The 14,998-nt window shown below is 59.6% G+C and carries 14 protein-coding genes; 8 read left to right on the forward strand and 6 right to left on the reverse strand.

Annotation, left to right across the window (positions count from 1 at the left end):
- Positions 1-159: 159 nt before the first annotated feature.
- Entirely contained in the window at positions 160-1,065 is a 906-nt protein-coding gene (locus tag QK293_RS08390; RefSeq protein WP_282376714.1) for a LysR substrate-binding domain-containing protein, read from the reverse strand.
- A 174-nt stretch (positions 1,066-1,239) separates the two neighbouring features.
- On the opposite strand from QK293_RS08390, the gene QK293_RS08395 reads away from it, so the two are divergent.
- The 8 genes from QK293_RS08395 to QK293_RS08430 all read left to right on the forward strand — a co-directional run bounded on the left by QK293_RS08395 (position 1,240) and on the right by QK293_RS08430 (position 11,099).
- Positions 1,240-2,730: an aldehyde dehydrogenase family protein gene (locus QK293_RS08395; protein ID WP_282376715.1), complete on the forward strand. Its 1,491-nt coding sequence runs from the start codon at positions 1,240-1,242 to the stop codon at positions 2,728-2,730.
- A gap of 132 nt (positions 2,731-2,862) precedes the next feature.
- A complete protein-coding gene (locus QK293_RS08400) occupies positions 2,863-4,146 on the forward strand; it encodes an FAD-binding oxidoreductase (RefSeq protein WP_282376716.1) in 1,284 nt (427 codons plus the stop codon).
- A 365-nt stretch (positions 4,147-4,511) separates the two neighbouring features.
- Positions 4,512-5,645, forward strand: a complete 1,134-nt coding sequence (locus QK293_RS08405; RefSeq protein WP_282376717.1) for an ABC transporter substrate-binding protein — start codon at positions 4,512-4,514, stop codon at positions 5,643-5,645.
- 170 nt (positions 5,646-5,815) lie between these two features.
- Positions 5,816-6,730, forward strand: a complete 915-nt coding sequence (locus tag QK293_RS08410; protein WP_282376718.1) for a branched-chain amino acid ABC transporter permease LivH — start codon at positions 5,816-5,818, stop codon at positions 6,728-6,730.
- Positions 6,731-6,733: 3 nt separating this feature from the next.
- The gene (livM, locus tag QK293_RS08415; RefSeq protein WP_282376719.1) at positions 6,734-8,017 is read left to right on the forward strand and encodes a high-affinity branched-chain amino acid ABC transporter permease LivM; all 1,284 of its coding nucleotides are present in this window, start codon (positions 6,734-6,736) and stop codon (positions 8,015-8,017) included.
- Positions 8,014-8,889, forward strand: coding sequence for an ATP-binding cassette domain-containing protein (locus tag QK293_RS08420; protein ID WP_282376720.1), 876 nt, complete (start codon positions 8,014-8,016; stop codon positions 8,887-8,889). Before livM ends, QK293_RS08420 begins: the two co-directional genes overlap by 4 nt.
- Positions 8,886-9,602: an ABC transporter ATP-binding protein gene (locus QK293_RS08425; RefSeq protein WP_282376721.1), complete on the forward strand. Its 717-nt coding sequence runs from the start codon at positions 8,886-8,888 to the stop codon at positions 9,600-9,602. Before QK293_RS08420 ends, QK293_RS08425 begins: the two co-directional genes overlap by 4 nt.
- A 729-nt stretch (positions 9,603-10,331) precedes the next feature.
- The gene (locus QK293_RS08430) at positions 10,332-11,099 is read left to right on the forward strand and encodes an SDR family oxidoreductase (protein ID WP_282376722.1); all 768 of its coding nucleotides are present in this window, start codon (positions 10,332-10,334) and stop codon (positions 11,097-11,099) included.
- A 93-nt stretch (positions 11,100-11,192) separates the two neighbouring features.
- Here the strand turns inward: QK293_RS08430 and QK293_RS08435 are convergent, their stop codons facing one another.
- The 5 genes from QK293_RS08435 to ureE form a co-directional block, all read right to left on the reverse strand.
- Positions 11,193-12,320, reverse strand: a complete 1,128-nt coding sequence (locus QK293_RS08435; protein WP_282376723.1) for an AGE family epimerase/isomerase — start codon at positions 12,318-12,320, stop codon at positions 11,193-11,195.
- A 190-nt stretch (positions 12,321-12,510) separates the two neighbouring features.
- A complete protein-coding gene (locus tag QK293_RS08440) occupies positions 12,511-13,083 on the reverse strand; it encodes a HupE/UreJ family protein (protein WP_282376724.1) in 573 nt (190 codons plus the stop codon).
- A 35-nt stretch (positions 13,084-13,118) separates the two neighbouring features.
- The gene (ureG, locus tag QK293_RS08445; protein ID WP_282376725.1) at positions 13,119-13,733 is read right to left on the reverse strand and encodes an urease accessory protein UreG; all 615 of its coding nucleotides are present in this window, start codon (positions 13,731-13,733) and stop codon (positions 13,119-13,121) included.
- Positions 13,734-13,756: 23 nt separating this feature from the next.
- Complete coding sequence (locus QK293_RS08450) at positions 13,757-14,431, reverse strand: urease accessory protein UreF (protein ID WP_282376726.1); 675 nt, start codon at positions 14,429-14,431, stop codon at positions 13,757-13,759.
- A complete protein-coding gene (gene ureE, locus QK293_RS08455) occupies positions 14,428-14,928 on the reverse strand; it encodes an urease accessory protein UreE (RefSeq protein WP_282376727.1) in 501 nt (166 codons plus the stop codon). The genes QK293_RS08450 and ureE overlap by 4 nt, the downstream gene beginning before the upstream one ends.
- Positions 14,929-14,998 lie beyond the last annotated feature (70 nt).

The following is a 14,998-nucleotide window of genomic DNA, read 5'->3' on the forward strand; positions in this document are numbered from 1 at the left end:
GGTATCGCAATTTGTAGCAGCTGCCGAAGGCTGCGTTCGAGTGCGCAGCACTCGCAAAAAACAGTCGAATCGTTTCTTAAGGTGGACCTTGTTGTTCTTTGGCGACCGCTTCGCGGCCGAACGCAGGCTTCGCCAGCTGCTACAGAAATTGCGGTGCTCTTAAGTTGCCGCAGGACTATCAATCTGCTCCAGCATCCACTTCACAAAATCCCGCACTTTCGGCACTTCTGCTGAATGCTCCGGATACGCCAGGTAGTAGGCATCGGTGCTGGGCATCGCGTGCTTCCAGGGTATGACCAGTTTGCCGTCGGCCAATTCCTCTTCCACCAGAAATCGCGGCAACAGCGCCACTCCGCAGCCGACCTGGGCTGCACGGATGCACATATAAAAGGTTTCGAAACGCGGGCCGTGGTAGCTGTGTTCGGTGTGATAGCCCTGACTGTCGAACCAGTCGTGCCAGGCCTGGGGTCGGGAGGCGTTTTGCAGCAGGACCAGGTCGGTGAGTTGCGTAGGATCGGTGAACGGCGTGTCCGGCAGGCTGCCCGGTGCGCAGACCGGCACCAGCTCTTCGCCGAACAGCTTCAGGCACTCAGTGCCGGGTCGAGAGCCCTGGCCGAAGTAGAACGCCAGGTCGCTGCGACCTTGCAGCAGATCGTCGGCTTCGTGCTCGCTGCACAAGTCCAGATGGATCGAGGGATGGCGCAGACGCCAACCCTTCAAGCGTGGCACTAGCCAGCGAGCGCCGAAGGTCGGAGGCGTGGAGACGCGCAGGACCTCGGTATCACCGCCGTAGGAGCGCAGGTAGTGAGTCGACATCTCGACCTGTGTGAGGATTTTTCGTACCTCCACCAGGTACAAGTCACCGGCCGGAGTCATTTGCAAGCGTCGACGCACCCGGCGGAACAGCAGGTGCTGCAACAATTCTTCGAGTTGCGCGACCTGTTTGCTGACGGCGCTCTGGGTCAGGTTCAGCTCTTCGGCGGCCCGAGTGAAGCTCAAATGCCGGGTTACTGCCTCGAAACACTGCAGTGCGGTGATCGATGGCAGGTAGCGTTTATTCAGCATGGGTTGTCCTTTTTCTTGTTTCTTTCTTATCAGCAATTCGCAGCATGAATAAACGGAATGATATCTCTCTTAAAGGTCGTTTGTTGGGTAACCTCCGGAGCGCTAAAACTACAGGTCTGATCAGTCGTGATTTTCCGGCTGCACACATTCTGTTTTTCGCTTGAGGAGTGACCCATGGTTGCCGCATTGCTTGATCGTCTTGGTGTGAACCCGGCCCTGTACCAGAACGGCAAAGTGCCGGTGCATTCGCCGATCGATGGCAGCCAGATTGCCGCCGTGAACTGGGAAGGTGCCGCTGAAGTCGAGCAGCACATCAGTCGTGCAGATCATGCGTTCGAACTGTGGCGCAAGGTCCCGGCGCCGCGTCGTGGTGAACTGGTTCGTCAACTGGGCGATATCCTGCGTGAATACAAGGCCGACCTCGGCGAGCTGGTGTCCTGGGAAGCCGGCAAAATCACTCAGGAAGGTCTGGGTGAAGTTCAGGAAATGATCGACATCTGCGATTTCGCTGTCGGCTTGTCCCGTCAGCTGTACGGGTTGACCATCGCTTCTGAGCGTCCTGGCCACCACATGCGCGAAACCTGGCATCCGCTGGGCATCGTTGGCGTCATTAGCGCCTTTAACTTCCCGGTCGCGGTCTGGGCCTGGAACACCACACTGGCGCTGGTCTGCGGCAACCCGGTGATCTGGAAACCGTCAGAAAAAACCCCGCTGACCGCACTGGCCTGCCAGGCGCTGTTCGACCGCGTACTGAAGAACTTCAGCGACGCGCCACCGCACCTGAGCCAAGTCATCATCGGCGGTCGCGATGCCGGCGAAGCCCTGGTCGATGACCCGCGTGTCGCGCTGATCAGCGCTACCGGCAGCACCCGCATGGGCCGCGAAGTGGCGCCGAAAATCGCCGCACGTTTCGCTCGCAGCATTCTGGAACTGGGCGGTAACAACGCAATGATCCTCGGCCCAAGCGCCGACCTGGACATGGCCGTACGGGCAATCCTGTTCAGCGCCGTCGGCACCGCCGGTCAGCGTTGCACCACGCTGCGCCGTCTGATTGCCCATGAATCGGTGAAAGAAGAAATCGTCACCCGCCTGAAAGCCGCTTACTCTAAAGTGCGCATCGGCAACCCACTGGAAGGCAACCTGATTGGTCCGCTGATCGACAAGCACAGCTTCGAAAACATGCAGGATGCGCTTGAGCAGGCCTTGAGCGAAGGCGGCCGGGTGTTCGGCGGCAAGCGCCAACTGGAAGACCAATTTCCTAACGCTTATTACGTCTCGCCGGCCATCGTTGAAATGCCGGAGCAGAGCGATGTGGTCTGCAGCGAAACCTTCGCACCCATTCTATACGTGGTCGGTTACAAGGATTTCGACGAGGCCTTGCGCCTGAACAACGCCGTGCCACAAGGCTTGTCGTCGTGCATTTTCACCACTGACGTGCGTGAAGCCGAGCAGTTCATGTCGGCGGTGGGCAGCGACTGCGGCATCGCCAACGTCAACATCGGCCCAAGCGGCGCGGAAATCGGCGGGGCGTTTGGCGGTGAGAAAGAAACGGGCGGCGGTCGTGAATCCGGCTCCGATGCATGGCGCGGCTACATGCGCCGTCAGACGAACACCGTGAACTATTCGCTGGAGTTGCCGTTGGCTCAGGGCATTACGTTTGACTGAAGGGCCTCTTCGCGGGCAAGTCGGATCGCCGCACCGCTCGCTCCTACATGGACAGCACGACCCTGTAGGAGCGAGGCTTGCCCGCGAAGCTTTTGCTTTGTTGTTTGTTAGGTTTCTGATTGGAGTCTGGCAATGCCGTTACGCGAAGAGTGTCTGTGGGAAAAACTGACGCCGCAAAGGCCTGACAACGGGTTGCTCAACGGCGAGTTTAAGGCTGATGTCTGCGTCATCGGCGCCGGTTTCACCGGTCTGTCGGCGGCGGTGCATCTGCTGGAAAAAGGCAAAAGCGTCTGCGTACTGGAAGCCCATCGCGCCGGTCATGGCGGTTCGGGGCGCAACGTCGGGCTGGTCAATGCCGGAATGTGGATTCCACCGGACGAGATCGAAGCCGGTTTCGGTGAGGCGATCGGCAGCCAGCTCAATCGCATGCTGGGTGCGGCACCGTCCCTGGTGTTCAGCCTGATCGACAAATACAACATCGATTGCCAATTACGTCGCGAAGGCACGCTGCACATGGCGCACAACGCCCGTGGCGAAGCGGACTTGCGCAGTCGTGAGGAACAATGGAAGCGTCGCGGCGCGCCGGTCGAACTGCTGACCGGTCAGGCATGCGAACAGGCAACGGGCACCCAAAAGATTGCCGCTGCACTGCTCGATCGACGTGCTGGCACGATCAACCCCATGGCTTACACGACGGGGCTGGCCAAAGCGGCCATCGGGCTCGGCGGTCAGGTGTTCGATCATTCCCCGGTGACCCGGCTCGAACGTCAGGGCCAACGCTGGTCGGTACAAACCGCTCAGGGCTCGGTGCTTGCCGAGCAAGTCGTGATTGCCTCGAATGCTTACACCGAAGGTGACTGGACAGAGTTGCGGCGCAATTTCTTCCCCGGTTACTACTATCAAGTGGCCTCGGTCCCGCTGACCGAAGAGGCTGCGCAGCAAATTCTCCCCGGTGGCCAAGGCTCCTGGGACACCCGTCAGGTCCTCAGCAGTATTCGTCGAGATAAAGACGGTCGTCTGCTGCTGGGCAGTCTCGGTAATGGCAATCAGAAGCCGACCTGGTTCCTCAAGGCCTGGGCCGACCGGGTTCAGCAGCACTATTTCCCCTACCTCAAACCGGTGGAATGGGAGTGCACCTGGACCGGTTGCATTGCCTTCACTCCCGATCATTTGATGCGTTTGTTCGAGCCGGCGCCCGGTTTAGTGGCAGTCACCGGTTACAACGGCCGGGGCGTCACGACGGGCACTGTGGTCGGCAAAGCCTTCGCCGATTATTTGTGTGACGGTAATCCTCAAGCGCTACCGATTCCCTTTGCACCCATGCAGCCATTGGCGGGCGCGGGATTGCGCAGCTGTTTGTACGAGGCCGGATTCTCGCTGTATCACGCAGGCCAGTGCTTGCGGATCGTTATTTGATTGTTGAAATTTGTTGCTGAAAGCGGCGCTTTTTCGCGCAGCGACTAGCCTGTAAAAGGTGCGGGTTGTAGCAGTCCCGCACCAGGAGTGTGCACTTCGGTGACGCACGTTGTTACAGGCTGGTTGCACGTCGTTTGGCGCCGCGGTTGCAATGATGGCGCGCCGGGGTTGCGCCTTTAAAAATAAATGGTTTCACCTTCCGCGGTTTAGACGGTTGCACGCCCAATGAAAATGGGATCAAAACAGTCGAAATAACAATAAAGCAGCGACTTTTTTCAGAATAAAAAACCGATGGCACGGCCCTTGCTCTGAGCATTCAGTGAAGTCGCAGTGCCAACTAAAAAAAAACCTTGGAGCACCACCTCATGTCCCAGACGTTTTACAAGAAAGGCTTTTTGGCCCTCGCAGTGGCAACTGCGTTGGGTGTGTCTGCGTTTGCACAGGCTGAAGTGAAAATCGGTGTGGCGGGGCCGATGACAGGCGCCAACGCGGCATTTGGCGAGCAGTACATGAAGGGTGCACAGGCTGCGGCCGATGCGGTCAACGCCGCGGGCGGCGTGAACGGGGAAAAAATCGTACTGGTCAAGGGCGATGACGCCTGCGAACCGAAACAGGCTGTGACGGTCGCCAAGGACCTGACCAACCAGAAAGTCGCTGGCGTAGTCGGTCACTTCTGCTCCTCCTCGACGATCCCGGCTTCGGAGATCTACGACGAAGCGGGCATTATCGCGATCACTCCGGGTTCCACCAACCCTGCGGTTACCGAGCGCGGCCTGAGTGCCATGTTCCGTATGTGCGGGCGTGACGACCAGCAAGGCATCGTGGCCGGTGACTACATCGTCGACGTGCTCAAGGGCAAGAAAGTCGTCGTCCTGCATGACAAGGACACCTACGGCCAAGGCCTGGCGGACGCGACCAAGGCCCAGCTGGAAAAACGCGGCGTGAAGCCGGTGCTGTACGAAGGCCTGACCCGTGGCGAAAAAGACTTCAGCACCATCGTGACCAAAATTCGCGGCGCTGGCGCCGACGTCGTCTACTTCGGCGGTCTGCACCCGGAAGCCGGTCCTCTGGTTCGCCAACTGCGTGAGCAAGGCCTCAAAGACGTCAAGTTCATGTCCGATGACGGCATCGTGACCGACGAACTGGTGACCACCGCGGGTGGCCCGCAATTCGTCGACGGCGTACTGATGACCTTCGGCGCTGACCCGCGCATGCTGCCAGACAGCAAGACCGTGGTTGACGCGTTCCGTAAAGCCGGTACCGAGCCTGAAGGCTACACCCTGTACGCCTACGCTTCGGTTCAGACCCTGGCAGCTGCCTTCAATGGCGCCAAGTCCAACAAAGGCGAAGAAGCTGCCAAATGGCTGAAAGCCAACACGGTCAAAACCGTGATGGGCGAGAAGGCCTGGGATTCCAAGGGCGACCTGAAAGTCTCCGACTACGTGGTTTACCAGTGGGACAAGGATGGCAAATACCACCAACTGGAAAAACAGAAGTGATATGAACAGCTGATTGCCGGGCGCCTTGTGCGCCGGGCAATCAAACAACATGTCCGTGCAGTACCTGTCTTTTCTCGTAGAGCTGCACACAACCGTGTTACGCCGGCGGCTGAACCCCGGTCCGTCGTACCCGGCTTCTGTGCAGTCTCTCAAATGCGTGAGATTGCGTTATGGATGGTATTTTCCTGCAGCAACTGGTCAACGGCCTGACCCTCGGGTCGGTCTATGGCCTGATCGCCATCGGCTACACAATGGTCTATGGCATCATCGGCATGATCAACTTCGCCCATGGCGAGGTTTACATGATCTCTGCTTACCTAGCGGCGATCAGTCTGGCTCTGCTGGCATACTTCGGTATTGAATCCTTCCCTCTGCTGATGCTTGGCACACTGATCTTTACCATCATCGTCACGGCGGTGTATGGCTGGGTCATCGAACGGGTTGCCTATAAACCCCTGCGTAACTCCACCCGACTGGCACCGCTGATCAGCGCCATCGGCATTTCGCTGATCCTGCAAAACTATGCACAGATCGCCCAAGGCGCGAAGCAACAAGGGGTTCCCACACTGCTGACCGGTGCATGGCGAGTTGAAGTCGGGACCGGCTTCGTGCAGCTCACCTACACCAAGATCTTCATTCTGATCGCAGCGTTTGCCGGGATGGCCCTGCTGACCTACGTCATCAAGTACACCAAGCTCGGCCGTATGTGCCGTGCGACCCAGCAAGACCGCAAGATGGCCTCGATCCTGGGGATCAACACCGATCGGGTGATTTCCTACGTGTTCATCATCGGTGCCGCGATGGCGGCGCTGGCCGGCGTGCTGATCACCATGAACTACGGCACATTCGACTTCTACGCCGGCTTCATCATCGGGATCAAAGCGTTCACCGCAGCGGTACTCGGCGGGATTGGCTCGCTACCCGGTGCGATGCTCGGCGGGATCATTCTCGGGATTTCCGAGTCGTTGTTCTCAGGTCTGGTGAACTCGGACTACAAAGACGTTTTCAGCTTCTCGCTGCTCGTTCTCGTTCTGGTCTTTCGGCCCCAAGGCCTGCTCGGCCGTCCTCTTGTGTCGAAGGTGTAAGCGATGTCTTCAACCACTAAAAAAACCATTGATCTCAAAAGAAGCCTGGTTGACGCGATTCTTGCCGGCCTTGTCGCCCTGATTGTGTTCGGCCCGATTGTCGGCGTGGTCCTCGATGGCTATGGCTTCAACCTGGAAACGACCCGTGTGGCGGCGATTGTCGCCATCGTCATGGCGGGCCGCTTCGCCCTGAGCCTGTTCCTGCAAACCCCCAAGGGCCTGAGAATTCTCGAAGGCTTTGAAAGCACCGGTTCCGGGGTGCATGTATTGCCGCCTGACCACAAATCCCGGTTGCGCTGGATCATTCCGGTGTTGATCGTCGTAGCCGTGGTGTTCCCGTTTTTCTCCAACTCCTACCTGCTGGGCGTGGTCATCCTCGGGCTGATCTACGTGCTGCTGGGCCTGGGACTGAACATCGTGGTCGGTCTGGCCGGCCTGCTCGACCTGGGTTACGTGGCGTTCTACGCCATCGGTGCTTATGGGTTGGCGCTCGGTTACCAATACCTTGGCTTGGGCTTCTGGACGGTGCTGCCGCTGGCGGCGATCATCGCTGGCCTTGCCGGCTGCATTCTCGGTTTTCCGGTGTTGCGCCTGCACGGTGACTACCTGGCAATCGTGACCCTGGGCTTCGGTGAAATCATCCGGTTGATCCTCAATAACTGGCTGTCCCTGACCGGTGGCCCGAATGGTATGGCGGCTCCTTTGCCGACCTTCTTCGGCCTCGAGTTCGGCAAAAGGGCTAAAGAGGGCGGGGTGCCGTTTCATGAGTTTTTCGGCATCGCCTATAACCCGGACGTGAAGTACTTCTTCATCTACGCGGTGTTGTTCCTGGTGGTGCTGGCCGTGCTGTACGTCAAGCACCGTTTGACCCGCATGCCGGTCGGTCGCGCCTGGGAAGCCTTGCGTGAAGACGAAATCGCTTGCCGCTCCATGGGCCTTAACCACGTTCTGGTCAAGCTCTCGGCATTTACCATTGGAGCATCGACTGCCGGTCTGGCCGGTGTGTTCTTCGCCACCTATCAAGGCTTCGTCAACCCGACCTCGTTCACTTTTTTCGAATCGGCCCTGATTCTCGCCATCGTTGTACTCGGCGGCATGGGCTCGACCATCGGCGTGGTGATTGCGGCATTCGTGCTGACCGTCGCTCCGGAACTGCTGCGCGGCTTCGCTGAATATCGCGTGCTGTTGTTCGGCATCCTGATGGTGTTGATGATGATCTGGCGACCGCGCGGCCTGATTCGGATCAGCCGTACCGGTGTGACACCGCGTAAAGGAGTAGCGCCATGAGCGAAGTCGTACTCTCGGTAGAGAAGCTGATGATGCACTTCGGCGGCATCAAGGCGTTGAGCGATGTCAGCCTGAAGGTGCATCGCAACTCGATCTTCGCCCTGATCGGCCCCAACGGCGCCGGCAAGACCACCGTGTTCAACTGCCTGACCGGGTTCTACAAGGCCTCCGGCGGCAAGATCGAACTCAATGTGCGGGGCGAGCAGACCAACGTCATCCAACTGCTGGGCGAATCGTTCAAGCCGATCGATTTCGTTTCACCGAAAAGCTTCATCACCCGGCTCCGCTACAAAATGTTCGGCGGCACCCATCTGGTGAACCGCGCCGGGCTGGCGCGGACGTTCCAGAACATTCGCCTGTTCAAGGAAATGTCGGTGCTGGAAAACCTGCTGGTGGCCCAACACATGTGGGTCAACCGCAACCTGCTGGCCGGTATCCTCAACACCAAGGGCTACCGCAAGGCCGAAAGCGATGCGCTGGACCACGCTTTCTACTGGCTGGAAGTCGTGGACCTGGTGGACTGCGCCAACCGTCTGGCCGGTGAACTGTCCTACGGCCAACAGCGCCGTCTGGAAATCGCCCGGGCGATGTGCACCCGGCCGCAGATCATTTGCCTCGACGAACCGGCCGCCGGCCTCAATCCTCAGGAAACCGAAGCGCTGAGCGCGATGATCCGGCTGCTGCGCGACGAGCACGATCTGACCGTGGTGCTGATCGAACACGACATGGGCATGGTAATGAGCATTTCCGACCACATCGTTGTGCTGGACCACGGCATCGTCATCGCCGAGGGCGGCCCCGACGAAATACGCCACGATCCGAAGGTGATTGCGGCCTACCTGGGCGCCGACGAAGAGGAAGTGGTGCTATGAGCCAACCCATCCTCGAACTCAAGGAGCTGGACGTGTTTTACGGGCCGATCCAGGCCCTGAAGAAAGTCTCGCTGCACATCAACGAAGGCGAAACCGTCAGCCTGATCGGCTCCAACGGTGCCGGCAAATCTACCCTGCTGATGTCGATTTTCGGCCAGCCTCGGGCGGCGGACGGGCAGATCATTTATCAGGGTGTGGATATCACCCATAAGTCGTCCCACTACATCGCCTCCCACGGTATCGCTCAATCGCCGGAAGGCCGGCGGGTATTCCCCGACATGACCGTCGAGGAAAACCTGTTGATGGGTACCATCCCTATCGGTGACAAGTACGCCACCGAGGACATGCAGCGCATGTTCGAGCTGTTTCCGCGGCTCAAAGAACGGCGTACCCAGCGGGCCATGACCATGTCCGGCGGCGAACAGCAAATGCTCGCCATTGCCCGTGCGCTGATGAGCCGGCCCAAATTGCTGTTACTCGATGAGCCGAGCCTGGGGCTGGCACCGATTGTGGTGAAACAGATCTTCGCGACCCTGCGGGAACTGGCGAGTACCGGCATGACCATCTTTCTGGTGGAGCAGAATGCCAACCACGCCCTCAAACTGTCGGACCGGGCGTATGTGATGGTCAACGGCGAGATCCGCCTCACTGGCACCGGCAAGGAACTGCTGGTTAACGAGGAAGTGCGTAACGCTTATCTCGGCGGCCACTAAACTGCTGAGCGCATAAAAAACGCCCTGACGAATCCACGTCAGGGCGTTTTTTTATGCCGGTCGTAAAGGTTTTTTGAAATTGTGGAAAACAATATTCACAAGCTCTCAAAGCGCGACATAAAGCCGCTGCAAATAGTTGTTTTGTCACGGTTTTGACTTGTCCCCGTTTGCTGTGGAGCTGGCTGTGAATAACGTGGGAGTAGCTGGCTGAAAGCCTTTTAAACCGTGGCTTGCAGAGTTGTGGTTGTTTTTTGATCAGGCGTTTTTGCGGGACCTTGAGCGGGCTTTGTCAACCTTTTTGTTGGTGACGAAAGTAGGCTGAAATGTGCGGGAGCTACCTGTGGATAAGTCTGTGGTTAAACTCTGGAAGGACTCGGCTGAAGGCCGTAGTCACTGGCTTGGCGCCATCGTCGGTGGGGCCGCCAATCGTGCAAAATGCCATGGGCAACACAGGCGGCGTTCCAGGGTCAAGCAAAAAAATTTCCAATTTGCCTGCAAAGCCTTGTGCACTGCGGCTTACAGCTTTTCCACTGGCCCCCGGAAACTGTGGACCGGCCTGTGGATAAGGTGCGCGCACATAGCTGAAAGCCACGGTGTGTAAGGTGTGGCAAGGTTTGATCGTTTTTTGTACAGCTACTACAGTGGTTGCCGCTGTGGGCAAGGCCGGGCATGCTGCCTGCTGATTTTCTATTCCAGTGGCTGCCGATCAGCCGAAGCAAGGAGAACACGATGTCCAACACCCTGTTTATTACCGGCGCGACCTCCGGTTTTGGTGAAGCCTGCGCCCGTCGTTTTGCCGAGGCTGGCTGGAAACTGGTGCTGACCGGCCGTCGTGAAGAGCGCCTCAATGCGCTGTGCGCCGAGTTGTCGAAGCAGACCGAGGTCCATGGCCTGGTGCTCGACGTGCGTGATCGCAAGGCCATGGAGGAGGCGATTGCCAACCTGCCGCCGTCCTTCGCCAAGCTGCGCGGGCTGATCAACAACGCCGGCCTGGCCCTGGGCGTTGACCCGGCGCCGAAGTGCGACCTCGACGATTGGGACACCATGGTCGACACCAACATCAAAGGCCTGATGTACAGCACTCGTCTGTTGTTGCCACGCCTGATCGCTCACGGTCGCGGCGCCGGCATCGTCAACCTTGGCTCCATCGCCGGCAACTACCCGTACCCGGGCAGCCACGTGTATGGCGCGAGCAAAGCGTTCGTCAAACAGTTCTCCCTGAACCTGCGCTGCGACCTGCAAGGTACGGGCGTGCGGGTCAGCAATATCGAGCCGGGCCTGTGCGAAAGCGAGTTCTCGCTGGTGCGTTTCGCCGGTGATCAGGAACGTTACAACGCCACCTACGCCGGTGCCGAGCCGATTCAGCCGCAAGACATCGCCGACACCATTTTCTGGGTGCTCAATGCCCCGGCGCACATCAACATCAACAGCCTGGAACTGATGCCGGTGAGCCAGACGTGGAGCGGGTTTGCGATTGAGCGTGATGCCAAGGCTTAAGACCGCGTAACGGCCATCGCGGGCAAGCCACGCTCCTACATGTCCACGGTGATTCTGTAGGAGCGAGGCTTGCCCGCGAAGGAGATTTCTCGGTCAGCGAAGATAGTCGACCAGCCCGCGATAGCAGGTTGCCAAGTGATAAGGCGTGGTCGATGGCATGTCCCGACGGGTCACGTCACCGTTCTCGTCACGACACTCATACCAGCCCCCGGCATGCAGAGAATGTTGCTGCAACGCCTGCAATTGGCGCAGAACAGCGGCCTCGCTGTCCGGTCGCAAGGTCAGTGCCCGCAGGTACTCGGCTTGAGCCCAGATTCTTTGGGTGCCGTCCTTGGAACGGCCATCCAGATCGAGCATCGCCCGCACAGCACCTGTCTGTGGATCGACGCCCAGTTGCTCGGTGAACGCAAAGGCGCGTTCCAGTGAGGCATGCAGCGCCGAACCGCGCAGCAACGGCGAAGATTCCAGCAGGAAATACCACTCAAACTGATGCCCCGGTTCAAACCAGTTATCCACAGCACCCAGCGGTTTCTCCATCAACACACCGTGTTGCGGGTCGATAAAACGCTTCTGCAGGGCTGTGCATAACTCGACGAGCGCGTCTTGCACGGCGACGTCTTCTCGCACCGACAGCGTGGCGAGGAAGGCTTCGGCCAAATGCATCAGAGGATTTTGCAACGGCCCAGACTTGAGCGAGGACCCGTCACGGTCGAGGCTGGCTTCGTACAGGCCGTCGCCTGTGGCAAAGCGCTGTGCGATCACTTCCAGTGCGGCGTTGAGCGCCGACTCCACCAGCGGCTCGCGGACTTTGTCCCAGTAATGGGCGCAGGCGAACAGGATGAAAGCGTGGGTATAGAGGTCTTTGCGCTGATCCAGCGGCGCGCCCTGTGGGTCGATGCTGTAGAACCAGCCGCCATGCTCGGCATCATGGAAATGCTGCTGCAAGGAACGGAACAGCGCTGCGGCGCGCTCTTCGGCGGCGGGTACCTGGCCGATCAGGCTGGAAAACAGGTAGAGCTGCCGCGCGCAGGCCATGGCCCGGTAGCGTTGGGGGGGCAACGGTTGATGCTCGGCGTCCAGCGCTTCATAGGGCAGCGCCATGTCGGCATTCCATCCGGGGCCTTGCCAGAGCGGCACGATCACGTCCAAAAAGTGCTGTTGCACCGAGGCAAACAGAGCGGTCAATTCAGGCTGGGAAGCGGAGCGGGAAACAGGCGGCATTGGCTGGCGTCGTCACGGCAGGGTTAATTGCGCGACATGTTAGCAGAGAGGCCGGCCGGAGAGACGCGGTGTCTGTCAGGCCGCCTTCGCGAGCAAGCTTCGCTCCTACATGGACATCACCAAACCGTAGGAGCAGGGGGGGGCGCCTAGCCCTTGCCCGCGAAGGGGCCATAACTGACTGAAAAGAAAATCAGCCCGCCAGCAACCACGCGCCAGTCGCCGCCGAAGCTGCACCCGCCAGTCGAACCAACGGCGCCGCCGCTTGAGGCAACATTCGCACTACGGCGTAACCCAACCCATGCAACGCAGCTGTCGCCGCCACAAACCCTGCGGCGTACGCCCAGGGGCTAGACATGTCCGGCAATTCCAAACCATGGGCCACGCCGTGGAACAGCGCAAACAACGCCGTCGCCGCAACCGCGAGGCTCAACGGCGGACGCACTGCCAACGCCACCGCCAGACCCAGCGCCAGCACCGACGCCGCAATCCCACTCTCCAGCGCCGGCAGGTTCAACCCTTCAAACCCCAGCAACCCGCCGGTCAGCATGATGCCGACGAACGTACATGGCAGCGCCCAGCGTGCAGCGCCTTTCTGCTGCGCGGCCCACAAACCGACCGCAACCATCGCCAGCAAGTGATCAAGGCCACCGATCGGGTGGCTGATGCCGGCGATCAAACCGTTGTCGCCGTGCCCCGGGTGGGCGAAAGCGATGGCCGGGGTCAGCAGCAGGGCCATGGCGCCCAGAATGCGTTTAAGTGTCATGGATAAGCGTCCTTGTTGATAAAAGTTGATCGTATTCACGCCGCTGTCAGCAGGCCCTGGCGTTCGATGAAGGTGATGATTTCTTCCAGGCCGAGGCCGGTCTTCTGGTTGCTGAAAACGAATGGCTTGCCGTTGCGCATGCGTTGGGTGTCGCTGTCCATCAACGCCAGCGACGCACCCACCAGCGGCGCGAGGTCGACTTTATTGATCACCAGCAGATCCGATTTGCAGATGCCCGGCCCACCCTTGCGCGGCAGCTTGTCGCCGGCCGAGACGTCGATCACGTAAATAGTCAGGTCGGACAGTTCCGGGCTGAAGGTCGCCGACAGGTTGTCTCCACCGGACTCCACGAGGATCAGGTCCAGTCCCGGAAAGCGGCGGTTCAGTTGATCCACGGCTTCGAGGTTGATCGAGGCGTCTTCGCGAATCGCCGTGTGCGGGCAGCCGCCGGTTTCCACACCGATGATTCGCTCCGGCGCCAAGGCTTCGTTGCGCACTAGAAAGTCGGCGTCTTCGCGGGTGTAGATGTCATTGGTGACCACCGCCAGGTTGTAGCGGTCGCGCAGCGCCAGGCACAGGGCCAACGTCAGAGCGGTTTTGCCGGAACCGACCGGGCCGCCGATACCGATGCGCAGAGGTTGTGTGTTCATGTGATTCTCCAAAATAAAAGGCCCTAGGAACGGAACAGACGGCTGTACTGGCGCTCATGGGCCATGCACGCCAGGGACAGGCCGAAAGCGGCGCTGCCATAGTGTTCGGGATTGATTCGGGTGGCGTTCTGCTGAGCTTCTTGCAGCAGCGGCAGCAGTTCGCTGGTCAGGCGTTGAGCGGCTTGCTGGCCCAGCGGCAGGGTTTTCATCAGCACCGCCAGTTGGTTTTCCAGCCAACTCCAGAGCCACGCCGCCAGCGCGTCCTGCGGGCTGATCGTCCAGGCGCGAGCGGCCAGTGCCCAGCCGAGGGCCAGGTGCGGCTCGGGGCGTTGTTCAAGAAAGGCACGGGCCGGCGCATCAAGCTCCGGCAAACCATTGAGCAGTTGTTTCAAGGAATAGCCCATCTGCCGACTCTCCTGATGCAGCTCGCGGGTTTCCCGGCTGGCGCGATGTTCTTCGCAGCGTTGCAGCAATTCGCCCCAGTTTTCCTCGGCTGCGGCCACGCAATGAGCGAGCAGCAGTGGCGCGTCGAAGCGTGCCAGGTTCAACAGCAACTGATCGCTGATCCAGCGTCGCGCGCTGTCGGAATCGCTGACGCGGCCGTTATCCACCGCCATTTCCAGGCCCTGGGAATAGCTGTAGCCGCCAATCGGCAGCTGTGGGCTGGCCAGACGCAACAGCGCCCAGGCTGGGTTCATATACGTACGCCGAACTGGTGCAGTTTCGGCGGGTAGTTGAAGTCTTCATCGCCGTGGCGCGAATGGTGATGGCCGCCGCCATAGGCGCCATGTTCCGGCTGGAACGGCGCTTCGATGTTTTCGACCTTGGCATCAAGCTGTTCGAGCATGGCCTTGAGCACGTAGTCGTCGAGCAGGCGCAACCAGCCATCACCGACTTGCAGGGCGACGTGGCGGTTGCCGAGGTGATAGGCCGCGCGAGTCAGTTCCAAAGCATTGGCGCAGGTGACGTGCAGCAGTTGTTCGGCTCGGGCGCAGACGCGAACGATGCGCCCGTCTTCGGCTTGCAGGCACTCGCCGTCGTACAGCGGTGGCTGACCGCGCTCCAAAAACAACCCGACGTCTTCACCCTCGGCACTGAAACAGCGCAAACGACTTTTGCTCCGGGCTTCGAAGATCAGGTGCAACTCGGCGGCCCAGACGGGTTGAGGGTCGATTCTGCGATGAATCACCAGCATCGGAAAGCTTCCAGCAATGGACAATGTTTAGGCTAGAGCAAGGGGCTTGCCAACCGGCTGATGCGTAGGA

Source organism: Pseudomonas sp. AL03 (assembly GCF_029960815.1).
In the GTDB taxonomy this organism is placed as follows: domain Bacteria; phylum Pseudomonadota; class Gammaproteobacteria; order Pseudomonadales; family Pseudomonadaceae; genus Aquipseudomonas.